Annotated in this window: 19 protein-coding genes and 1 tRNA gene; 12 read left to right on the top strand and 8 right to left on the bottom strand. The window is 41.2% G+C overall.

Annotated features, from left to right (window positions below; translation table 11 throughout):
• Nucleotides 1–79: 79 nt before the first annotated feature.
• From infB to rimP, 3 genes are all read right to left on the bottom strand, one after another.
• On the bottom strand, nt 80–3,052 hold the full coding sequence (infB, locus tag WKU26_RS05140; RefSeq protein ID WP_178267238.1) for a translation initiation factor IF-2: 2,973 nt from the start codon (nt 3,050–3,052) through the stop codon (nt 80–82).
• A gap of 93 nt (nt 3,053–3,145) precedes the next feature.
• Complete coding sequence (nusA, locus tag WKU26_RS05135; protein ID WP_178267239.1) at nt 3,146–4,402, bottom strand: transcription termination factor NusA; 1,257 nt, start codon at nt 4,400–4,402, stop codon at nt 3,146–3,148.
• Nucleotides 4,403–4,404: 2 nt separating this feature from the next.
• Complete coding sequence (rimP, locus tag WKU26_RS05130) at nt 4,405–4,872, bottom strand: ribosome assembly cofactor RimP (protein WP_178267240.1); 468 nt, start codon at nt 4,870–4,872, stop codon at nt 4,405–4,407.
• Between the two features lie 279 nt (nt 4,873–5,151).
• Here rimP and WKU26_RS05125 point away from each other — a divergent pair, with 279 nt between their 5' ends.
• From WKU26_RS05125 to WKU26_RS05115, 3 genes are all read left to right on the top strand, one after another.
• Nucleotides 5,152–5,619: an Lrp/AsnC family transcriptional regulator gene (locus WKU26_RS05125; RefSeq protein ID WP_178267241.1), complete on the top strand. Its 468-nt coding sequence runs from the start codon at nt 5,152–5,154 to the stop codon at nt 5,617–5,619.
• Nucleotides 5,619–5,942, top strand: a complete 324-nt coding sequence (locus WKU26_RS05120) for a DUF4491 family protein (protein ID WP_178267242.1) — start codon at nt 5,619–5,621, stop codon at nt 5,940–5,942. The genes WKU26_RS05125 and WKU26_RS05120 overlap by 1 nt, the downstream gene beginning before the upstream one ends.
• 99 nt (nt 5,943–6,041) lie before the next feature.
• Entirely contained in the window at nt 6,042–6,944 is a 903-nt protein-coding gene (locus tag WKU26_RS05115) for an alkaline phosphatase (RefSeq protein ID WP_340321145.1), read from the top strand.
• A gap of 366 nt (nt 6,945–7,310) precedes the next feature.
• Here WKU26_RS05115 and buk read toward each other — a convergent pair whose 3' ends face one another.
• Nucleotides 7,311–8,369, bottom strand: coding sequence for a butyrate kinase (gene buk / locus WKU26_RS05110; RefSeq protein ID WP_340321144.1), 1,059 nt, complete (start codon nt 8,367–8,369; stop codon nt 7,311–7,313).
• A 5-nt stretch (nt 8,370–8,374) separates the two neighbouring features.
• Nucleotides 8,375–9,295: a phosphate acyltransferase gene (locus WKU26_RS05105; protein WP_178267245.1), complete on the bottom strand. Its 921-nt coding sequence runs from the start codon at nt 9,293–9,295 to the stop codon at nt 8,375–8,377.
• Nucleotides 9,296–9,375: 80 nt separating this feature from the next.
• Here WKU26_RS05105 and WKU26_RS05100 point away from each other — a divergent pair, with 80 nt between their 5' ends.
• Genes WKU26_RS05100 through WKU26_RS05090 form a run of 3 tightly spaced genes read left to right on the top strand, consistent with a single transcriptional unit; the run spans nt 9,376 to nt 12,609 of the window.
• Complete coding sequence (locus tag WKU26_RS05100) at nt 9,376–11,157, top strand: gamma-glutamyl-gamma-aminobutyrate hydrolase family protein (protein WP_340321143.1); 1,782 nt, start codon at nt 9,376–9,378, stop codon at nt 11,155–11,157.
• A gap of 11 nt (nt 11,158–11,168) precedes the next feature.
• A complete protein-coding gene (locus WKU26_RS05095; RefSeq protein ID WP_340321142.1) occupies nt 11,169–12,170 on the top strand; it encodes a M20 family metallopeptidase in 1,002 nt (333 codons plus the stop codon).
• Nucleotides 12,171–12,183: 13 nt separating this feature from the next.
• Nucleotides 12,184–12,609 (top strand): SufE family protein, encoded by a 426-nt coding sequence (locus tag WKU26_RS05090; RefSeq protein WP_178265727.1) that lies wholly within the window; start codon nt 12,184–12,186, stop codon nt 12,607–12,609.
• A 270-nt stretch (nt 12,610–12,879) separates the two neighbouring features.
• Here WKU26_RS05090 and WKU26_RS05085 read toward each other — a convergent pair whose 3' ends face one another.
• Nucleotides 12,880–13,227, bottom strand: a complete 348-nt coding sequence (locus tag WKU26_RS05085) for a hypothetical protein (RefSeq protein ID WP_178265726.1) — start codon at nt 13,225–13,227, stop codon at nt 12,880–12,882.
• A 10-nt stretch (nt 13,228–13,237) separates the two neighbouring features.
• On the bottom strand, nt 13,238–13,597 hold the full coding sequence (locus WKU26_RS05080) for a DUF3244 domain-containing protein (RefSeq protein ID WP_340321141.1): 360 nt from the start codon (nt 13,595–13,597) through the stop codon (nt 13,238–13,240).
• A 251-nt stretch (nt 13,598–13,848) separates the two neighbouring features.
• On the opposite strand from WKU26_RS05080, the gene WKU26_RS05075 reads away from it, so the two are divergent.
• The 3 genes from WKU26_RS05075 to WKU26_RS05065 all read left to right on the top strand — a co-directional run bounded on the left by WKU26_RS05075 (nt 13,849) and on the right by WKU26_RS05065 (nt 18,098).
• Nucleotides 13,849–15,591 carry a tetratricopeptide repeat protein gene (locus tag WKU26_RS05075; protein WP_340321140.1) on the top strand — a complete coding sequence of 581 codons (1,743 nt, stop codon included), beginning with the start codon at nt 13,849–13,851 and terminating at the stop codon, nt 15,589–15,591.
• Nucleotides 15,592–15,833: 242 nt separating this feature from the next.
• Nucleotides 15,834–16,754 carry an ABC transporter ATP-binding protein gene (locus WKU26_RS05070; RefSeq protein WP_340321139.1) on the top strand — a complete coding sequence of 307 codons (921 nt, stop codon included), beginning with the start codon at nt 15,834–15,836 and terminating at the stop codon, nt 16,752–16,754.
• 42 nt (nt 16,755–16,796) lie between these two features.
• Complete coding sequence (locus WKU26_RS05065) at nt 16,797–18,098, top strand: ABC transporter permease (RefSeq protein WP_340321138.1); 1,302 nt, start codon at nt 16,797–16,799, stop codon at nt 18,096–18,098.
• Between the two features lie 4 nt (nt 18,099–18,102).
• Here WKU26_RS05065 and recO read toward each other — a convergent pair whose 3' ends face one another.
• On the bottom strand, nt 18,103–18,828 hold the full coding sequence (gene recO / locus WKU26_RS05060) for a DNA repair protein RecO (RefSeq protein WP_269878037.1): 726 nt from the start codon (nt 18,826–18,828) through the stop codon (nt 18,103–18,105).
• Nucleotides 18,829–19,054: 226 nt separating this feature from the next.
• Here recO and WKU26_RS05055 point away from each other — a divergent pair.
• From WKU26_RS05055 to gyrB, 3 genes are all read left to right on the top strand, one after another.
• A tRNA-Glu gene (locus WKU26_RS05055) sits at nt 19,055–19,126 on the top strand.
• 42 nt (nt 19,127–19,168) lie between these two features.
• A complete protein-coding gene (gene rpsT / locus WKU26_RS05050) occupies nt 19,169–19,423 on the top strand; it encodes a 30S ribosomal protein S20 (RefSeq protein WP_178265720.1) in 255 nt (84 codons plus the stop codon).
• Between the two features lie 261 nt (nt 19,424–19,684).
• A complete protein-coding gene (gene gyrB, locus WKU26_RS05045) occupies nt 19,685–21,649 on the top strand; it encodes a DNA topoisomerase (ATP-hydrolyzing) subunit B (protein WP_178265719.1) in 1,965 nt (654 codons plus the stop codon).
• The last annotated feature ends 279 nt before the right edge of the window (nt 21,650–21,928 follow it).

Here is a 21,928-nt window from a genome sequence, read left to right as displayed (position 1 = left end):
AGAACTGCATACATCCAAACGGCATTAGCAGATCCTTCGCTAAGCTCAGGATGACATTATTTAGATAAATATAATTAGCTTATAAAGTCTGTTTTACTTCAATTTCCTCGTAAGTTTCAATAATGTCGCCTACTTTCAAATCATTGCAGTTTGTCAGACTGATACCGCATTCGAAGTTTGTTCCAACTTCTTTTACATCGTCTTTGAAGCGTTTCAAAGCGTTGATTGAACCGGTAAATACAACGATACCATCACGAATCAGACGAGCCTTATCCGAACGTTTAACCTTACCAGTTTTTACCATAGCACCAGCAACCATACCTACTTTGCTGATGTTGAAGACTTCACGCACTTCGATAGTAGCTGTTACCTGTTCTTTCAATGTCGGAGCCAACATACCTTCCATTGCAGCTTTTACTTCTTCAATAGCATCGTAGATGATAGAGTATTTGCGGATATCTACACCTTCCTGTTCTGCCAGTTTAGCTGCATTGCTTGATGGGCGTACCTGGAAACCAACGATGATAGCATCTGAAGCTGCTGCCAAAGAAACATCCGATTCAGAGATCTGACCCACACCTTTATGGATTACATTAACCTGAATCTGTTCTGTTGACAACTTAATCAACGAGTCACTCAAGGCTTCTACAGAACCGTCTACGTCACCTTTGACGATTACGTTCAATTCATGGAAGTCACCCAAAGCTAAGCGGCGGCCCACTTCATCCAGAGTAAGCATTTTCTGAGTACGCAATCCTTGCTCACGTTGCAACTGCTCACGCTTGTTGGCAATTTCACGTGCTTCCTGATCGGTATCGAATACATGGAATGTATCACCTGCTGCAGGTGCTCCGTTCAATCCCAGAATCAATACAGGTTCTGCCGGTCCTGCTTCTTTCAGGCGTTGGTTACGTTCGTTGAACATTGCTTTTACCTTACCATAGTATGTACCTGCCAATACGATGTCTCCTACGTGAAGAGTTCCGTTCGATACCAGTACAGTTGCTACATATCCACGTCCCTTATCCAAAGACGATTCAATGATAGAACCTGTTGCTTTACGGTTTGGATTAGCTTTCAAATCCAACATTTCTGCTTCCAGCAATACTTTTTCCAGCAATTCTGGTACACCAGTACCTTTTTTTGCAGAAATATCTTGTGACTGATATTTACCTCCCCATTCTTCAACAAGGAAGTTCATCGCAGCCAATTCTTCTTTAATCTTGTCCGGATTGGCGTTAGGCTTATCAACTTTGTTAATTGCAAATACAATAGGCACTCCTGCAGCCATAGCATGGTTGATAGCTTCCTTGGTCTGAGGCATGACATTGTCGTCGGCTGCTACAATAATAATTACTACGTCGGTAACCTTAGCACCACGAGCACGCATCGCTGTAAATGCTTCGTGTCCCGGAGTATCGAGGAAAGTAATCTTACGTCCATCTTCCAGTTTCACATTGTATGCACCGATGTGCTGGGTAATACCACCAGCCTCTCCTGCAATTACGTTTGCTTTACGGATATAGTCCAACAGAGATGTTTTACCGTGGTCAACGTGTCCCATTACTGTTACAATCGGAGCACGTGGCTGCAAATCTTCTTCTGCATCAGCTTCTTCTTCGATAGCCTGAGCTACTTCTGCGCTGACATATTCAGTTTTGTATCCAAATTCTTCTGCTACCAGATTGATTGTTTCTGCATCCAGACGCTGGTTGATAGAAACCATGATACCGACACTCATACAAGTAGAGATAACTTGTGTTACAGAGATGTCCATCATGTTGGCCAACTCGTTTGCAGTCACAAACTCGGTAAGCTTTAATATCTTGCTTTCTTCCTGTTCCAGTTCCTCCTGTTCCAATTGGCGGTTCTGGATAGATTCACGTTTTTCTTTACGGTATTTAGCTGCTTTATTCTTACCTTTATTAGTAAGTCGTGCTAAAGTTTCTTTTACCTGCTTAGCTACATCTTCGTCGCTAACTTCTTGCTTGATAACCGGTTTCTTAAAGCGATCTTTATTTGCGTGTTTGTTCGTATTCTGAACATTGCCTTTATTAGCGCGATCATTACGTGCTGCACCATTGTTAGAAGTATTTACAGCATTGATGTCAATACGTTCTTTGTTAATCCGGTTGCGTTTCTTTTTCTTTGAAGCATCATCAGAGTCAGATCTATCACCTTTTTCATCCGTTTTACGAATTTCTTTGATGATAGCATCTTTCATTTGTTTGCGCTGCTCCTGACGCTGTTTATCCTTTTCTTCTCGCTCTTTACGTTTTTCTTCTTTGGTCTTCTTTTTCGGACGTGTCGACTGATTCAGTGCAGCCAAGTCAATTTGTCCCACTACATTGATTTTGGATTTAAATTCAGTAGGACGAATTTTAAATACATCGTCTTCTTTCTCAAGCTGCACATTGTGTACTTCTGGGGTTTCTTTTTTCTCCTCCATTACCTCTTGTTTCAAATCTTCTTCTTTTGTATCCGGTTTAACTGTTTCATTAGAAGTGGTCGTTGAGTTTACGTCTTCCGCTTTTGATGGTGTAATCGTATTATTGACTGCTTCTGTATTATTTTGTTGAATATTATCAAATTTAGGGGTAGCCTGTTCTGTTACAGCAGGTTTTTCTGCGATTGCAGAATCTACTGTAGAATGAACATCTTCGTCTTTAGCAGGTTCGGTAGCAACTGGTTTCGTCTTCTTTTTGTTGAAGCTGTCTAAATCAATTTTACCGACAGGTTTGAATTTAGGACGTACATCATCCGGAACAACAGTCTCTATTACTTCAGGCTTTTTTGTTTCCGGTTGAAGATCTTCAATAGAAACAGAGGCTTTGTTGCGTTCTTTATTCTGTCGTTCCTGAATAATTTTTTCAGACTCTATTTTTAAATCTTTATCTTTACTGAACTCTTTTACAAGTACAGCATACTGTTCATCAGTAATTTTAGTATTCGGATTCGCTTCAATAGTATATCCTTTTTTTTGTAAAAAGTCTACTACCGTGGTGATTCCTACATTTAAATCTCGTGTTACTTTATTTAGTCTAATCGTCATACGTTTATCTAATTTTTTTATAGAGTTCTGAAAAAAGTTACTACTCACGACTGTTGTTCACCAATGAACGATGTTTTTGCCGGTTTCTGTAAACTATTCTTCAAACTCTGCTTTTAAAATCTTCAGCACATCGTCCACTGTGTTTTCTTCCAAATCTGCTTTTTCTATCAGCATTTCACGTGGAGCATTCAATACACCTTTTGCTGTATCAATACCGATACTCTTGATGGCATTGATTACCCATTCATCGATTTCATCTTTGAATTCATCCAAATAGATGTCTTCATCCATTGCATTTTCGTCCAATTCTCTGTATACATCAATTGTATATTCAGTCAGCATACTTGCCAGCTTAATATTAAGACCACCTTTACCGATAGCCAAAGATACTTCTTCCGGTTTCAAATATACTTCTGCTTTCTTTTCTTCTTCGTGCATTACGATAGAAGAAACTTTTGCCGGACTTAAGGCACGCTGTATAAACAGCTGGATGTTTGATGTATAATTGATTACATCGATATTCTCGTTACGCAATTCACGTACAATACCATGTATACGAGAACCTTTTACACCTACACAAGCACCTACCGGATCGATACGTTCGTCGTAAGATTCTACTGCAATCTTCGCACGTTCTCCCGGAATGCGGGCAATCTTTTTAATTGTAATCAATCCGTCGTTGATCTCCGGAACTTCCTGTTCGAACAAGCGCTGGAGGAACATTGGAGAAGTACGGCTCAATATAATCTTAGGATTGTTGTTTTTGTTGTCAACGCGAGCTACGACAGCACGAGCTGTTTCGCCTTTGCGGTAGAAGTCACTCGGAATCTGTTCTGTTTTGGGCAATAACAGTTCATTGCCTTCATCATCCAGCAGCAAGATTTCCTTTTTCCAGATCTGGTATACTTCTGCGCTGATGACAGTTCCAACTTTGTCTATGTATTTGTTGTATAAACTGTCTTTTTCCAGTTCCAAAATCTTGGAAGCTAATGTCTGGCGAAGATTCAGAATTGCACGGCGACCAAATTTTTCGAATATAACTTCATCTGTTACTTCTTCGCCTACCTCGTATGAGCTGTCTATTTTACGAGCTTCTGTCAACGAGATTTGTGCATTCGGATTAGTTAATTCATCATCTGCTACTACTTCTCGATTACGCCATATTTCGAAATCGCCTTTATCCGGATTTACGATTACGTCATAATTTTCGTCTGTACCAAACATTTTTGCAATCACACTGCGGAAAGACTCTTCCAATACGCTAACCATTGTTGTGCGATCGATGTTTTTTAACTCCTTAAATTCCGAAAATGTGTCAATTAAACTGACAGTTTCCTCTTTTTTCGCCATAATTATTTAAAGCTAATTAAGTATTTGGTATATTTTATTTCTTCGTATGTAAAAGTAATATCTTGCTCTACCAGTTTGGGGCGTTTGGCTCCTTCCGGCTTGATTTTTGTTTCGACAGTAATCGTAAAGTTTTCTTCGTTGGCGTCGCTCAATACTCCAACGTATTTTTTACCATCTTTAGCCAATACTTCCACATCGGTTCCGATATGAATCAGGTATTGTTTTAGAACCTTGAATGGTTGTCCGATACCGGCAGATCCTACCTCTAATTCGTAATCTTCCTCTTCCCGGTTCAATTTCGATTCTATGTATCGACTTAATTCCACACAATCGTCGATCCATACACCTTCTGCATGGTCTATCTCAACAACGATTTTATCATCTGGACTTACTGTAATATCGACCAGAAAATAATCTTTTCCCTCCAGCCATTCGTTAACTATTCGGGTAACAACATTTTTATCTATCATGCATTAACTATATAAGAACAAAAAAAGGAGCTAATCGCCCCTCCACCTTTCATCCATTTCGCTGCAAAGATATAAATAATATAATGTATTGCAAAATTATAGGGAATTTATTTCCTGTTTAAGAAAATTTAGTTTTTATGTAAAATGGTCTTGGAATTCTGCACTTTTTTTAGAAATTTGGACTAGATGTCTTATAAAAATATGTTTTTTATGCTAAAAGGGGATATTAGTAAAAAGTTTTCCTATATTTGCTTACAAAATGATATAATAAGATTGCTTATGGAGAAAATTGATAATCTTGACAAGCAGATTCTGGAAATTATTTCTCAGAATGCCCGTATTCCATTTAAAGATGTAGCGGAAGAATGTGGTGTGTCGCGTGCAGCTATTCATCAGCGTGTACAGCGTTTGATAGATCTGAATGTAATCGTTGGTTCAGGATACCATGTAAACCCCAAAAGCCTGGGATACAGTACTTGTACTTATGTAGGTATTAAACTGGAAAAAGGTTCTATGTATAAAAGTGTGGTTGCCGAATTGGAAAAGATTCCGGAAATTGTGGAATGTCACTTTACTACTGGTCCGTATACCATGCTTACCAAATTGTACTCTACAGACAACGAGCATCTGATGGAGTTGTTGAACTCAAAGATACAGGAAATACCAGGGGTAACTGCTACAGAAACACTGATTTCGTTGGAGCAGAGTATTAAGAAAGAAATTCCTATTCTTAAAGAACAGAAATAATGGACTGGCTTGTATCCTGTCATTTAGGAGGTGTGGTAATAGGAATATGCACTTTCCTGATCATCGGTTTATTCCATCCGGTTGTAGTCAAAGCTGAATATTATTGGGGCACTCGTTGTTGGTGGGTGTTTTTGGTGTTAGGCCTGATGGGAATGGCTGGTTCAATTATTATTCAAAATTTGCTGGTGTCATCTTTATTAGGAGTTTTTTCTTTCTCTTCGTTTTGGACGATTAAGGAGCTGTTCGAACAGCGGCAACGTGTGTTGAAAGGATGGTTCCCGATGAATCCCAAGCGAAAGCATGATTATGAAACAAATCAATGAGTTTATAAAACGAAAAATCTGAGGTTCAGAAATGTATCTCAGGTTTTTTGTTTTATGGAGCTATAGAATTGAAATTATTCAAACTGAATCTATTATTTTATGAAAAAGACATTTGTTTTTATTTGTTTCCTTTTGATAGGAATCAGTCAGGTTTTGTATGCGGGAAAGCCGAAAGCCAAGCATGTAGTGTTGATTGCTTTAGATGGATGGGGAGCTTACAGTGTTCCGAAGGCGAAAGATATTCCTCATATCAGCCAATTGATGGCCGAGGGTTGTTATACATTGAAGAAACGCAGCGTGTTACCTTCTTCAAGTGCAATAAATTGGGCTTCGATGTTTAATGGAGCTGCTACGGAGATTCACGGATATACTCAATGGGGTTCCAAAACTCCGGAAATTCCCTCCAGAGTCTTGAATAAACATGGCGTATTTCCTACGATTTTTTCTATCTTGCAAGAACAGAAACCGGAACTGAAAACAGCTTGTTTGTATGAGTGGGATGGGATTAAATATCTGATAGATTCTTTGGCTGTTTCTCATCACGCTCTTGCTCCTGATTATGCGAATCATCCGACTTTGCTTTGCGAAATGGCCGAACAATATATTAAGGCCGAACGTCCCCATTTTATTGCGGTATGTTTTGATCAGTTAGACCATACGGGACATGATGCAGGACATGATACTCCATCTTACTACGACAAATTGAAGGAACTGGACAGTTATGCCGGACGTATTATGCAGGCTGTTAAAGATGCCGGGATGTGGGAGGATACGATTATTATGATGACGTCCGATCATGGAGGAATTAAGACCGGACATGGAGGAATTACTTTGGAGGAAATGGAAATTCCTTTTATCATTGCAGGAAAAAATGTGAAAAGAGGGGGCGAGTTTGAAGAAAGTATGATGCAATATGATACAGCTTCTACTATTGCATATATTTTCGGGGTAAAACAGCCTCAAGTTTGGGTAGGACGCCCCATGACGCAAGTTTTTAAATAAAGGGTTGAAGTAAGTTTGACGTTTGATGAAGGCTGTCTCAGATAAACTTGAGATGGCCTTTGTCTTTTCTTGAGGAGCGTATCATGTAACAGGAATCGGGAAACAGCGATGGACGTCGGAGGTTTTAATCGCCGTCGTTGATTGTGCAGCCGCCGGTGTTGGCTTTGCAGCCAACGTGGTTGTTTGTGCAGCCGACGACGTCGTATGAAGTCAGTGAATAGAATCAGGCACTTTTGTCTATGATAATGGATTTGTTTTCTGCAGGTGCATTGAATCGGGGAAAATCTTAATATCTTAGAGATAAATGCAGAGGACTAAAAAGATACGAGACTATCTCAAATCTGTTTTGAAATAGTCTCGTGCCTTTTATAAATATTCTTGTAATGGGAGTTCTTTGTGTAATACTCCTAGTGCATTCATGGCCAATGCTCCCATTTCGTCTTCTCCGGGGATGATGATGACCGGAGCCAGCTTATGAATCCATTGTGTGAGTAAATCGGTGCAATATTGGCAGTGTGCGATACCACCTGTCAGGATGATGGCATCGGTTTGACATTCCAGGGCTACATGCATGGCACCTACCTGTTTGGCTACCGTGTAAATCATGGCATCCAATACAAGCTTATGTTTTTTATTTCCGGCATGTGCCCATCGCACGATAGTGGGTACATCTGTGGTTCCTAAATGAGCAAGTAATCCTCCTTTGCCGTTCAGCATTTTCCGTATTTCTTCGTATTTATATTTGCCGCTGAAACAAAGGTCTACCAGCTGACGTGCCGGAACTGTACCTGCCCGTTCCGGGCTGAACGGACCTTCTCCATTCAATGCGTTGTTTACATCAATTACCTTTCCGAAGTGATGCGCACTGACCGAAATTCCTCCTCCCAAATGCACTACAATCAGATTCAGCTCTTCGTATTTTTTGTGAATGCTGGCTGCATATTGTCTTGAAACTGCCCGGCTGTTTAAAGCATGAAAGATGGAGATTCTTGGAACCTCCGGAATACCGGTCAGTCGTGCAATGTCGCGCAACTCGTCAGTAACTACAGGGTCGGCAATAAAAGAAGGGCATCCGGAGTGAGAGGCAATGTCATCAGCAATGAGTGCTGCCAGATTGGAAGCATGTTCCATATTGGCATTCCAAAGGTCATGCTTGATACGTTCATTGATGCGGTATACTCCTCCCGGAATGGGCTTAAGGAGACCTCCACGAGCTATGATGGCATCGAAGTGAAGGGGTATTCCGGCCTTGGCAAGTGCTGTATATACATGCTCTTTCCGGTATTCGTACTGTTCGTTGATGTGATGATAGGGAGCCAGTTCTTCGGCAGAATGATAGACACTTTCTTTCCAAACCTGTGTGCTGTCTTCGTATACAGCCAGTTTGGTCGAAGTAGACCCTGGGTTGATTACAAGTATTTTCATAACAGTCAGTCGTTTTGATTGCCGGCAAGGCAAGCCAATGCCAGGCTGTAAAATTTTGAATTACCCGAATCGCTACGCGATGGAACAACTACAGGGGCAATGGTTCCTGTAAGCATGCCCGCCATATTTGCATCTCCAAACAGCGATAAGGTTTTGTAAAAAGTATTTCCGGATTCGATATTCGGGAAGATTAAAATATCTGCATTTCCCACAACAGGAGAACTGAGTCCTTTTATTTCTCCACTGTGTCTGTCGCAGGCTGTCTTTGCATCCATTGGTCCGTCTATGAAAATCTTTCCTAACCTTCCTTGTAGAGCTTCTTCTTTCAGTTGTGCATAACTTAATGTATGCGGAAATTTTTCATTGGTTTTCTCGGAGCAGTGAATCAGTGCGATGCGGGGTTGCTCGTGTCCTAAACGATGGCAGATTTGCGTATCCGACTTTATCATGGCGCGGAATTGCTCCAGAGAAGGACGTGGAATAACTGCTGCGTCCGAAAAGAAAAGCAACTTATGATATAAGGGGATTTGTGCAAGGGAAACATGGCTGAGTATTCCTCCTTCGGGCAGTAATCCTTTTCCTTTCTTAAGTACGGCACGAAGCAGATTGTCTGTATTGATAAGCCCTTTCATTAGAATGTCGGCTTCGCCTGTTCGTACCAGCTCTACGGCCAGTGCAGCAGCTTCGTCGGGCGTGGGTGCGGTATATACACGGACGAAGTCCGGAGAGGCGGCATGCAGACGGTCGGCTATAGTCCGGTGGTTCTCATCGGTTACCAATAGATAAGACGCAATCTCTTCACGCAGACTTCGGATAATGACATATTCTGTATGAGGGTCATTGGGGCAAACTACTGCCACTCTGCGGCGGATACAGCGAGAGCGCAATACATTCACTAATTGGCTGAGTGATCGGATTGGTTCCATATATTAGATTTTTTTCAAATATGGGAAAATAATCTGGATTTATCTCTATCTTTGTTTCACTTCTAAGAAAGATTTAACTTATGAAAACGTTTCAAAACTTCGATATTGAAGCGGACTATAAGGCGCTACATAGTCGCTTTCCCAATCATGCCGATGCTCCTTTGATAGGTATTACGGCGAATTTCAGTGAGGGTAATTTGATGCTGGCCCCGGGCTATTATACTTCAGTTCTTCGGGCGGGAGGTATTCCTGTTGTGATTCCTCCGACAGAAGATACAGATGCTTTGATCGGTTTGCTCGATACGCTTGATGCCGTTTTATTGAGTGGTGGTGCCGATTTGAATCCGTTGTATGTGGGCGAGGAGCCGATACGCGAATTGCAGGACATTAATCCCCATCGCGACCGTCAGGAGTTATTGCTGGTACGTCTGGCAGCAAATCGCCAACTTCCTATATTAGGTATTTGCCGGGGTATGCAGGTGATGACAGCAGCAATGGGGGGAACCCTTTATCAGGACATTTATGCGCAGCGGGAGGGAGAGTCTGTCAAACATAGTCAGAAACTTGACCGGGCTTACGCTTCGCATACTGTTCAGATTGTCCCCGAATCATTATTGTCGGATGTGCTGAATACTCTTACTGTTGCTGTCAATTCGTTCCATCATCAGGCAGTCAAGGAGCCGGCACCCGGCTTTCGTGTTTCGGCTTATGCTCCCGATGGAGTGATTGAAGCAATTGAAAGTACCGAATATAAGTCGATGCTGGGAGTACAGTGGCATCCCGAATGTTTCATCTTGAATGGGGATGAATACATGATGCCGATATTCGACTGGCTGGTACGTGAGGCTCATTCTTTCCGTAGGGCAAAACGCTTGCACAGCCGTTTGCTGACTCTCGATACCCATTGTGATACGCCCATGTTCTTTGGTCAGCAAATTAATTTTGCGTCTCGTGACCCTAAAATCAAGGTCGATTTGCATAAAATGACCGAAGGGCGTCAGGATGCCACCATTATGGTTGCTTATCTGGCACAGAAAGAACGTACAGAAGAAGCTTTGCTGGCTGCAACAGCCAAGGCAGACCGCTTGCTGAACGAGATAGAGCGTATGGTGGCCATGAACTGCACGGCCGTAGACATTGCTTATACTCCGGCCGACTTGTATCGTTTGAAGCAGGCTGGAAAGAAGGCAATTATGCTGGGTATAGAAAATGGATATGCCATTGGTAAAGATTTAAGTAATGTGGAACGTTTCCGCCAAAGAGGGGTGGTATATATGACATTGTGCCATAATGGAAACAATGATATCTGCGGTTCGGCACGTTATAATGAAGAGAATCTGGGTGTCAGCGCTTTCGGTGAGCAGGTCATCCGGGAGATGAATCGGGTAGGCATGATGGTTGATTTGTCGCATGCCGGTGAACGGACTTTCTATGATACGTTGGATATCAGTGCGCAGCCGGTGGTTTGTTCTCACTCTTCTGCACGGGCACTGTGCGACCATCCTCGTAATCTGACTGATGCACAACTCAAGGCTATTGCCGACAAGGGTGGTGTAGTGCAGGTTTGTCTGTATAGCGGATTCCTGCGTCAGGATGCTCCGGCTACGATTGAGGATGCAATTGAACATATCAATCACATGGTCAGTGTGATGGGCATAGAACATGTGGGCATCGGAACCGATTTCGATGGCGATGGAGGTATTATAGGGTGCAATGATTCGTCGGAACTGATTAATCTGACACGGCGCTTCTTGTTGGAGCGTTATGATGAAGAGGCAATTCGTCTGCTTTGGGGAGGAAACTTCCTGCGGGTGATGGAAGAAGTGCAGAAAAACAGCTACCTTTGCAGCTGTAATCATTAAAGATAACGGAAATGAAAAGACTGATTAGAAATATAGGAGGAGTGTGTTTGCTGGCATGTGCATGTGTGGCGTGTGGCAGTAGTAACAACAAAGCCAAACAGGAAGAACAGACGGAAGAACAGGCCTTTGTGCAGGCTCCGGCTTTCAATGCTGACAGTGCTTATGCTTATGTAGAAAAGCAGGTGGCTTTTGGTACACGTGTGCCGAATTCGGCTCCTCATAAGGCTTGTGGCGATTATCTGGCTGATAAGTTGGCTGGATTTGGAGCGAAAGTGTATAATCAGTATGCCGACTTGATGGCGTACGATGGTACAATGCTGAAGGCCCGTAATATTATTGGGGCTTATAACCCGGAATCGAAAAAGCGAGTTTTACTTTGCGCACATTGGGATACACGTCCGTATGCCGATGAAGATGAGGCAAAGCATCACCGTACTCCTATCGATGGGGCAAACGACGGAGCCAGTGGGGTAGGTGTTTTGCTGGAAATAGCCCGTCAGTTGCAGAAGCAAGCACCGGCTATTGGAGTTGATATTGTATTCTTCGATGCGGAAGATTATGGAACACCTGATTTCTATGAAGGTACCCATCGCAGCGATACTTGGTGTTTGGGTTCACAATATTGGGGACGTATTCCGCATGTACCCGACTACAAGGCTCGCTTTGGTATTTTGCTCGATATGGTAGGCGGTAAGAATGCATCGTTCTATTACGAGGCCTATTCCAAAAATACGGCTCATACCGCCATGCAGAAGATATGGGATGCAGCGCATCGTATAGGGTATGGAAATTATTTCTTGAAAAAAGATGGAGGACATATTACCGACGATCACATGTATGTACATCGGTTCCGCCAGATTCCGTGTGTCGATGTCATCGATTTCGACCCGAACAGTGATACAGGCTTTAATCATACCTGGCATACACTGAAAGATAATATGGAACATATTGACAAGGCTACTTTGCAGGCTGTAGGCCAGACTGTGATGACGGTGATTTATAATGAAAAATAAAAAAATAAAAGATATGAAGACAATTAACGAACTGCAAGACGAGGTAATCGAGGAATTCAGCGATTTTGAAGACTGGATGGATAAGTATCAGTTGCTCATTGATTTGGGCAATGAACAGGAACCACTCGATCCGAAATATAAAACAGAACAAAATCTGATAGATGGATGTCAGAGCCGTGTATGGTTGCAGGCTGACTTGGTGGATGGAAAAATTATATTTCAGGCAGAGAGTGATGCTTTGATTGTAAAAGGTATTGTAACCTTACTGATTAAAGTGGTATCAGGGCATACTCCCGATGAAATATTGAACAGCGATTTGTATTTTATTGAAAAAATCGGTCTGAAAGAACATTTGTCGCCTACCCGTAGTAATGGTCTGCTGGCAATGGTGAAACAGATGCGTATGTATGCGCTTGCCTTCAAGGCGAAGAATGCCTGAGGCAGACGGACTTTTTCCCTGCGGGAAGCGACAGGAAACAATGGTTCGGGAAGAGAGGCGGAAGCATATTCCGGTTCTTTTCCCGAACTGTTTTTTATGCCTGTCTTAGCCGTTCCTTGGCGTATCAATCCTTTATCCGAAACCCTCGCCCCTGCAATGACGCGCCCTCGTCCCTGCAATGACGAGACTTCGCCACTGCAATAGCGAGGTTTTTAATTCTTGAATTAGTCTGTAAAAATGCATGAACCAAAATCTTACCTTATCTGACTTTTATGTCGCATTTCTTCTTTGTTTGATGAGTAGCCATTGATATAATGTCTGTATACTGCTTACAATGCATACAGTTGTGAGCGAAGGGTATCCATTCATGTAAAAGAAAAATATCCACCAGATTGCAGTGGCAATGGTGAGCATATATACTTCTGCTTGCATGAAAGGTTCTTTATTCTTTTTCCATGTAAACACTCCGTATAGGGTGCTGATTGCAGAGAGTCCCATGATGACGGTCAGTAACCACTCTTGATGACAGATGCTTTCTATTGTTCCATATATGCAAGCAAGGCATAGTGCAATTGAAAGCAAAATATCAATAAAGCTGTATATTTTCTCTTGTATCATGATTACTTATTTATTCGATTGGTGTCAAAAAGTTTCCTTCTATTTCGTTTCCTTCCATATCGTAGAAGAGGATGCTGTAATTCCCCTCCTTATATGGGAGTAATTCGATACGGATAGTTTCTGCGGTAGTAGCTGTAAGAAGTTTTTGATATACAATGCCTACTTCTCCTTTTACGATTACTTGGTAAGTGGAGTTTTCCTTAAACAGAATCATGATTGTTGTTTCTTCTATTGAAACATCAATGGGAATCTGACTTTGGGTGTTAGAAGGCTTTTTGTTGCTCAATGTTAAAGATATTTTTTCCTGAGCATAAATATTACTTGATATAAGTAATAAGGAGATGGTCTGTAGTAAAAATATTTTCTTCATGGCATTTATATTATGATTTTGGTATGATACAAAGTTATGTATAGGTAGGTAGTAATGCAAGAAAGACAGGTGGACAAGAGGTAGACATGTTTGGATTGTAACATCTTGATAATTAATACTTATTATTTGTGTATGGAATAAAAAGGTAGACATACCAGATACCCGTTGAAAAAGGAGGAAAAATAGAGCGTATTTGTTGGGTATTTATATGTATTTGTTATCTTTGTACATGTCTTTACTTGAAAAATACTATGAAACATATATATGCTGTTATTCTTGGTGTCATTATAGTATTGTTCATACTGTTTTCGCTCTTTTATCAAAAGCAATCGGACGGGACAGATATGCCTCTGAAACAGGTGGAACAATTGATGCAGGAAAGACCGGACAGTGCATGGAAGTTGTTGCAGCATATACCGCAAGTCTCAAAGTTTGATGAAGAAAGCCAAGCTTTTTATGCATTGTTGTTTACACAGGCGCAATATAAGAATCATATTCCGGTAGAAAACGATTCTCTTCTTCGCATTGCAGAGCGGTATTATCAAGACAGCCCGGACTCTTTGTATAAAGCATGGACTTATTTCTATTTGGCACAGTATTGTCGTGATTCGGGAGAAAAGGAAAAGGCATTGAGCTATTTTCAACTGGCAGACAGGGCAAGCAGGAATATCTCCAATGATCGACTTCGTTTTCTGCTAAACCTGCATTGGGGAAGTTTCCTGATAGATGAAACAGATACAGAGGATGGCATCGGGAAGTATAGGGTAGCGAAAGAACATGTCATTCGGTTGAAAGATACATTGGCTTTGGTGAATTTGTATGATAATTGGGGATGGGGGTATTTGCTGAATGGGAAATACGAACAGGCGGACAGTATGTTGAATTTAGGATTAAAATTGTCTTTGATGATTGAAAACAGATATTATGACGCTTATTTATTGAATCATTTGTCTTTGGCGGCCCGTCTGAGAGGGGAATATTTTTTAGCTTTACGTTTGCTTGACCGTAGCATTGGCATCTTTCAGCAGGATTCTACGGAACTTTATCCTTTATGGATCAATAAGGGAGAGATTTATCTGAACATGGCACAATACGATTCTGCCCGTTTTTATTTTGAGAAAGACCCCCGATACACTACTTTGTACGAAAAAGCCGGTCATCATCGTTTGTGGGGCATGTACGAGGAGAAAATGAAAAACTATGCAGGAGCATTGGAACATAGCAAGCGTTATGCGGCACTGTTGGATAGTATTCATGAGGAAGAATTGTCGTTTAAACTGACGGAACTCCAGCGGAAATATGATTATTCGTTGGTGCAGAGCGAGAACAAACTGCTGAAAGTAAAACGGCAGCGTCTTTATGTAGTTCTTTTTAGTATCTGTACGGTGGTAATGATTGTAGGGATGGTATCCTTTTTTACACATAGGGAAGAAAAACGGATAATGTCGGAACAAATTCGCTCAAAGGATGACCTGATGAAGCAGATTCGTTTGCAACTTCAGAAAGAAACTATTGCCTTGCAGTCTGCACGTGAAGAAATGGTAAGCAGGGAATTGAACTTGGCAACGGAATTATCGGAGAGAGAAAAGGTTATTAAAGAATATTTGTCCAATGAGCAGTCTATGCGTAAGGAAGTATTGCGTCATAGTGAAGTAATCAAAAAAATGGAGGTGTTGAATGAAATGAGCCAGCGGGATAAAAATCGGAATAGTGATTCGATTATGCTTTCTGCAGATGAACTGGCTAATCTGGTGGAGGTAGTGAATCTTTGTTATCATCATTTTGCAGAACGTTTGTGGAAACAGTTTCCTGCCCTTACAGAAACGGATATTCATCTGTGTTGTCTGATAAAAATAGGAATCTCCAACGCTGAGATTTTGTATTTACTGAATACAAACAAGGCGGCTTTGAAAAAGCGTAAGAACCGTATGAAGCATGAAAAGATGGGAATGGGAGAGAATGATTCGTTCGATGGTTTTATATTGAATTTTTAGCAGTGTTCTTGTCTTTTCATGATGATTTTCCTTTATATTTAAACACTTCTTCGCTGAAGTGGTTTTGAAATTTATTTGTATTCTTATTTCATGCTTATTCTATTTATAATGAGGTGGATGGAAGTGTGAAAGCATATTCTTGCAAAGTATAGGATAGAGGAAATGGATTTGAAATTGAATTTATTGCTGTTTTTCTTGGATTGGGAGATGAGGAGTTGTAAATTTGGATAAAACATGAGTTTATGGACAATTTCTTTTTGGAAACACGAGACGTGGTCAAGCGTTATGCAGACCATACGGCTCTAAACGGAGTCAGCATTCAGGTGCCCGAAGGTAAAGTATTTGGTCTGCTCGGGCCGAATGGTGCCGGTAAAACCACTTTAATCCGTATCATCAACCGTATTACGGCTCCTGATGCCGGAGAAGTGTATTTTGACGGTCATTTGTCTCGTCTGGATGATATTTATCGTATTGGATATCTTCCCGAAGAACGAGGCTTGTATAAGAAAATGAAGGTAGGCGAACAAGCCATTTATTTAGCACAGCTGAAAGGGTTAAGCCGGCAAGACGCTACAACTCGTTTGAAACATTGGTTCGATAAATTTGAAATTACTTCCTGGTGGAATAAAAAGTTGGAAGAGTTGTCTAAAGGAATGCAGCAAAAAGTGCAATTTATCATTACGGTGCTGCATGAACCTCAATTACTGATATTCGATGAGCCTTTTTCTGGTTTCGACCCTGTGAATGCCGAATTGCTGAAAAGGGAGATATTGGAGTTAAAGCAAAAAGGACATACCATTATTTTTTCTACACACAATATGGCTTCAGTAGAAGAAATTTGTGATAAGATTGCCTTGATAAGCCATTCGGAAGTGGTTCTGCAAGGGGAAGTGAAAGAAGTTCGTAGTCGTTTCAAGACCGATACTTATACACTGGTCACACAAGGAGATGTGTTGTTGCAAGATACACCGCTTTTCGAGGCTGCTTTGAAGGAAGAAGAGGGACAGGAGCGATATTATACGGTGAGAAAGTTGCAGGATGTGCCTAATACTGTTTTATTGTCGGAACTTGGGAAGCAGACAGAAATTCTGTCGTTTGCAGAATGTATTCCTTCTATGAACGAAATATTTATCCGTACGGTTGAAGGAAAAAGCAATCAGTAAGCACTTTTGCTTGAAGATTTACAATCTTAAAAACTAAAAGCTATGTCTAAAATATGGATTATTATACAACGTGAATTCTTGCATCGCGTGACCAAGAAATCATTTATTGTGCTGACAATTCTGATGCCTTTCATTATAGCAGCTACTGTTTTTGTACCGGTATGGCTCTCTATGGTGAAAAGTGATGTGCCTCAGAAGGTAGTAGTCATTGATGATACAGGAAAGTATCTTCCTCAATTCAGAAACAACGAGTCGTATAGCTTTGTACCGGCCTTGAAAATGGAGCCTGAGTTTCGTAGTGATACCACGGATGTCAGTGCGGTGGTGATGATTACGGATGATTTGATTCAGCATCCGGAGGCTGCTACTATTTATTCTCGTAAGGAAGTGCCTAAGAGCTTGTCTCGTCTGGTAAATGAGGTACTGAATGAACAGATACGTCATGATAAGCTGGAAAGATATGATATCCCGCAGCTGGAAGATATCATGAGCGATTTTGAAACTTCATATTCGGTACGTACTGTGAAGTGGGCAGATGATGGAACTGCCAGTGAGTCGAATTCTTTGGTGGCAATGATGTCAGGGATGATACTTACCTTTCTTATCTATATGTTTATCATGGCATATGGTGGAATGGTGATGCAGAGTGTAATGGAAGAGAAAACAAACCGTATTGTAGAATTGATTATCTCTTCAGTAAAACCTTTTCAGCTGATGATTGGCAAGATTATTGGCATCGGTCTGGTTGGTATTCTGCAGTTGTGTATTTGGGGAGTAATGCTGTTTGTGATTTTAGGCGTGACGGGTACTGCCTTTGGCTATTCTGCCTTGCAGTCGCCTGATATGACGGGAGCAATGATGGGAGCTTCTGCAGCTCCTGTGAGTGATGATACGACATCTTTACTGGCTGCTTTATACAACATGGATTTTCTGAAGTTGGGCGCGTTTTTTGTTCTGAATTTTATAGGAGGTTATCTGATTTATGCCTCTATCTTTGCGGCTATTGCAGCTTCGGTAAACGAGCAGGAAGACTCACAACAGTTTATGCTTCCGGTTACACTGTTGTTGGTTTTTGCTATGTATGCGGCTATTGCCAGTGCAGATAATCCGGATGGTCCGTTAGCTGTATGGTGTTCAATGATTCCGCTGACATCTCCGGTAGTAATGATGGTCCGACTCTCTTTTGATGCTCCCATGTGGCAGCTGATATTGTCGCTATGTATTTTGTATGGCACTGCCCTAGGGTTGATTTGGACAGCAGGAAAAATCTATCGTGTAGGTATTTTGATGTATGGTAAAAAGCCTTCGTTGAAAGAAATGTTTCGTTGGATACTTTATAAATAAATGTTCAGGTAAATAATTCCTGTAGCACGGTCAGTGATTTCAGTTCCGGAAAGTCTGGAAGATGGAGTCTGTAATATTCATCCATGATGTCTAAGCAACGATTCCGTTCTCGGCGACTCATGCTGAAAAGATGCATCGTGTCGTAATTCATACGTAGTAGTGTGCGGATTTGTGCGGCTTCTTCGGGCCGTACAAACATTCCGTGCAAAGGCTTAGAAGGGGAAAAACAAGCATTCATTAAGTCAAAGTAGCAGCCATCAGTATAGTTTTCTGTATTAGGATAGAGTCCTAAAAAACGGGACAGACGCATCAGAAAGACCAGGTGGAAGTTGGCGAAATTGCTATCACATGTATCCAGCCATTGGATAGAATGGATAAGGTAAGCAAAAAGTGGTCTGTTCTCCGCTTCTTCTTTAAGTGCACGGAACAGGAATTCTGCCAGAAACATGGCAATGGCCGATTTGTATGGATCGTAAGGAAGACTGTGGAATAGATACCACATTCTGGCTTCTTTGATAGGGTGAAGTCCTGTCTTGGGACGTATTTCCGCTTCAAATTCAACAATCGACAAAGGTTGAAACAAGACTGATTTTACTGTAGCCTTGCGTGAACGGGGGAGTGGAACCAAAAAAGACATTTCTCCTTCGGTCTCCGTATAGATGTGGATAATGTTCGATTTGTCGTTGTACTTTACTGTATGTAGTACGATGCCTGTATATTTTTGTAACATAGTAATACAAAGATATAGAATCTGAACTAAAATGAATACATAAAAGGAGCTGAGATATATGGGAAGATGGCTTTTTAGACTTTTTGTAGGTCTTTGTAATCAAATAATTGAAAAAAAATATCAGAAAGTTTTGCAGGTATGAAAATTCTTCATACCTTTGCAACCGCAATCGAGAGATATGCATCCTCAGTTGCGGGCTCAGAAGTTCTTTCTGGGAGTAAAGGATGGCCCGTTCGTCTATCGGTTAGGACGCAAGATTTTCATTCTTGAAAGGGGGGTTCGATTCCCCCACGGGCTACATAATAAACAAAATCACGAACAATATTAAAGATTAGTCGAGATGGCAAATCACAAATCATCTATCAAAAGAATTAGACAAGAAGAAAAGAGAAGACTTCACAATAGATATTATGCAAAGACTATGCGTAATGCAGTGAAGAAGCTTCGTGCAACTACTGACAAAGGTGAAGCTGTTGCTTTGTTCCCTAATGTACAGAAAATGTTGGATAAGTTGGCTAAACGTAACATTATCCACAAGAACAAAGCTGCAAACTTGAAGGCTAAATTGTCTGCTCATATCAGCAAATTGGCTTAAGTTGTTGCCTGTTTTTTAAAGATATTAAGGCTGGGTTTTATAACTCAGCCTTTTGTCGTTTTCCCCTTGCTGTGAAAATATTCTTTGTCTGTTTTATTGTTTAATCCGGTCTGTTTCTATACTGTGTTTTGCACTTCTTTGAAGTGAGGTAGAATGCGCTTTACCTTATTTATTTTAGTATTTTTAGATAGAGGGAGAGGCGCAATGTCATAGATTTTTAGTAACTTTGAACACTTAAAAATCTAAGTTATTAATAAAGAAATGAGCGAAGAACTGACACCTAACAGCGGAAGTAATTATTCGGCAAGTAGCATTCAGGTTTTGGAAGGACTTGAGGCTGTACGCAAGCGTCCCGCTATGTATATCGGCGACATCAGTGAAAAAGGGTTGCACCATTTGGTTTACGAAGTGGTAGACAACTCAATTGATGAGGCCCTCGCCGGTTATTGTACCCATATAGAAGTAACTATCAACGAAGACAATTCAATTACCGTACAAGATAACGGACGAGGTATTCCTGTTGATTTTCATGAAAAAGAAAAGAAATCGGCATTGGAGGTCGTTATGACCGTGCTTCATGCCGGAGGTAAATTCGATAAAGGTTCATACAAGGTATCCGGAGGTTTGCATGGTGTTGGTGTATCGTGTGTAAATGCATTGTCTACTCACATGACAACCAATGTATTCCGCAATGGAAAAATCTATCAGCAGGAATATGAGTGTGGTAAGCCTCTGTATGCAGTGAAAGAGGTTGGTACATGTGATATCACCGGTACTCGTCAGACATTCTGGCCAGATGCAAGTATTTTTACTGTAACCGAGTATAAATACAGCATTCTGCAGGCTCGTATGCGTGAATTGGCTTATCTGAACAAAGGTATTACCATTACTTTGACTGACAAGCGTGTACGGGAGGAAGATGGCTCTTATAAGAGTGAAACTTTCCATTCGGAAGAAGGAGTAAAAGAGTTTGTACGCTTCTTGAATTCTACAAACACTCCATTAATTGAAGACGTCATTTATCTGAATACTGAAAAGCAGGGAATTCCTATTGAATGTGCCATTATGTACAATACTGGCTTCCGCGAAAACCTGCATTCGTATGTAAACAATATCAATACCATCGAAGGTGGTACACACGAAGCCGGATTCCGTACTGCTCTGACTCGTGTATTGAAGAAATATGCTGAAGAAAGCAAGGCACTGGAAAAAGCGAAAGTGGAAATTTCCGGAGAAGACTTCCGTGAAGGGCTGATTGCTGTAATCTCAGTGAAGGTAGCAGAGCCTCAGTTCGAAGGACAGACCAAAACCAAGTTGGGTAATAACGAGGTAAGCGGAGCTGTCAATCAGGCAGTAGGTGAAGCTTTGACTTATTATCTGGAAGAACATCCTAAGGAAGCCAAGACAATTGTAGATAAAGTTGTATTGGCAGCTACTGCGCGTATTGCAGCGCGTAAAGCCCGTGAATCGGTACAACGCAAGAGCCCGATGGGTGGAGGCGGTTTGCCGGGTAAACTGGCCGATTGCTCAAGTCGTGTAGCAGAAGAATGTGAGTTGTTCCTTGTCGAGGGTGATTCTGCAGGTGGTTCTGCAAAACAGGGACGAAGCCGTCAGTTCCAGGCTATCTTGCCGTTGCGTGGTAAGATTCTGAACGTGGAGAAGGCAATGTGGCACAAAGCATTCGAAAGCGACGAAGTAAACAATATTATTCAGGCATTGGGAATCCGTTTCGGAGTAGACGGAGAAGAAAACAGCAAGAAGGCCAATATTGATAAATTGCGTTATCACAAGGTAATTATCATGACCGATGCCGACGTCGATGGTTCACACATCGACACCCTTATTATGACATTGTTCTACCGCTATATGCCTGAAGTAATTCAAGGCGGACATCTGTATATTGCTACTCCTCCTTTGTATAAATGTTCAAAGGGAAAAGTAAGCGAATACTGCTATACCGATGAAGAACGTATGGCATTCATTCAGAAATACGGTGACGGTACAGAGACAGGTATTCATACTCAGCGTTACAAAGGTTTGGGTGAAATGAATCCGGAACAGTTGTGGGAAACTACCATGAATCCTGAAACCCGTATTTTGAAACAGGTAAATATTGAGAATGCCGCAGAGGCAGACTATATCTTCTCTATGCTGATGGGAGACGATGTAGCTCCTCGCCGTGAATTTATTGAAAAGAATGCGACTTATGCGAATATCGATGCATAAGGAGTGTTTTTTATATATTCATAATTAATTTTTATCTAAACAAATCCATCCTCACATCTTACAATGAGGGAAGCTCCGGAGGTCTGTAGGCATCCGGAGCTTTTTTATTGAAATACGTCGGCCGGTTCCTTTTTTTATCTCCAAATCGGTTTGTATTTGTTTATATTTTTAGTTTCTGTTTATGCCCTACAAGGTGTTCTGAGCACGATTTATACTTGTTTTCACTTATATTTTCTTTCATGGGAAAGTGAACTTCTGTATTATTTCATTACTTTTGAG

Origin of the sequence: Phocaeicola sp. HCN-40430 (genome assembly GCF_037890285.1) — a bacterium.
GTDB lineage: Bacteria > Bacteroidota > Bacteroidia > Bacteroidales > Bacteroidaceae > Phocaeicola > Phocaeicola acetigenes.
Note: the sequence above shows the minus strand (reverse complement) of the source record. Positions and strands in the feature narration are given on the sequence as shown.

What these genes read in the sequence shown, in the direction of transcription:
- infB (WP_178267238.1), bottom strand. Translation starts at nt 3,052, where the DNA reads ATGACGATTAGACTAAATAAAGTAACACGAGATTTAAATGTAGGAATC.
- nusA (WP_178267239.1), bottom strand. Translation starts at nt 4,402, where the DNA reads ATGGCGAAAAAAGAGGAAACTGTCAGTTTAATTGACACATTTTCGGAA.
- rimP (WP_178267240.1), bottom strand. Translation starts at nt 4,872, where the DNA reads ATGATAGATAAAAATGTTGTTACCCGAATAGTTAACGAATGGCTGGAG.
- WKU26_RS05125 (WP_178267241.1), top strand. Translation starts at nt 5,152, where the DNA reads ATGGAGAAAATTGATAATCTTGACAAGCAGATTCTGGAAATTATTTCT.
- WKU26_RS05120 (WP_178267242.1), top strand. Translation starts at nt 5,619, where the DNA reads ATGGACTGGCTTGTATCCTGTCATTTAGGAGGTGTGGTAATAGGAATA.
- WKU26_RS05115 (WP_340321145.1), top strand. Translation starts at nt 6,042, where the DNA reads ATGAAAAAGACATTTGTTTTTATTTGTTTCCTTTTGATAGGAATCAGT.
- buk (WP_340321144.1), bottom strand. Translation starts at nt 8,369, where the DNA reads ATGAAAATACTTGTAATCAACCCAGGGTCTACTTCGACCAAACTGGCT.
- WKU26_RS05105 (WP_178267245.1), bottom strand. Translation starts at nt 9,295, where the DNA reads ATGGAACCAATCCGATCACTCAGCCAATTAGTGAATGTATTGCGCTCT.
- WKU26_RS05100 (WP_340321143.1), top strand. Translation starts at nt 9,376, where the DNA reads ATGAAAACGTTTCAAAACTTCGATATTGAAGCGGACTATAAGGCGCTA.
- WKU26_RS05095 (WP_340321142.1), top strand. Translation starts at nt 11,169, where the DNA reads ATGAAAAGACTGATTAGAAATATAGGAGGAGTGTGTTTGCTGGCATGT.
- WKU26_RS05090 (WP_178265727.1), top strand. Translation starts at nt 12,184, where the DNA reads ATGAAGACAATTAACGAACTGCAAGACGAGGTAATCGAGGAATTCAGC.
- WKU26_RS05085 (WP_178265726.1), bottom strand. Translation starts at nt 13,227, where the DNA reads ATGATACAAGAGAAAATATACAGCTTTATTGATATTTTGCTTTCAATT.
- WKU26_RS05080 (WP_340321141.1), bottom strand. Translation starts at nt 13,597, where the DNA reads ATGAAGAAAATATTTTTACTACAGACCATCTCCTTATTACTTATATCA.
- WKU26_RS05075 (WP_340321140.1), top strand. Translation starts at nt 13,849, where the DNA reads ATGAAACATATATATGCTGTTATTCTTGGTGTCATTATAGTATTGTTC.
- WKU26_RS05070 (WP_340321139.1), top strand. Translation starts at nt 15,834, where the DNA reads ATGGACAATTTCTTTTTGGAAACACGAGACGTGGTCAAGCGTTATGCA.
- WKU26_RS05065 (WP_340321138.1), top strand. Translation starts at nt 16,797, where the DNA reads ATGTCTAAAATATGGATTATTATACAACGTGAATTCTTGCATCGCGTG.
- recO (WP_269878037.1), bottom strand. Translation starts at nt 18,828, where the DNA reads ATGTTACAAAAATATACAGGCATCGTACTACATACAGTAAAGTACAAC.
- rpsT (WP_178265720.1), top strand. Translation starts at nt 19,169, where the DNA reads ATGGCAAATCACAAATCATCTATCAAAAGAATTAGACAAGAAGAAAAG.
- gyrB (WP_178265719.1), top strand. Translation starts at nt 19,685, where the DNA reads ATGAGCGAAGAACTGACACCTAACAGCGGAAGTAATTATTCGGCAAGT.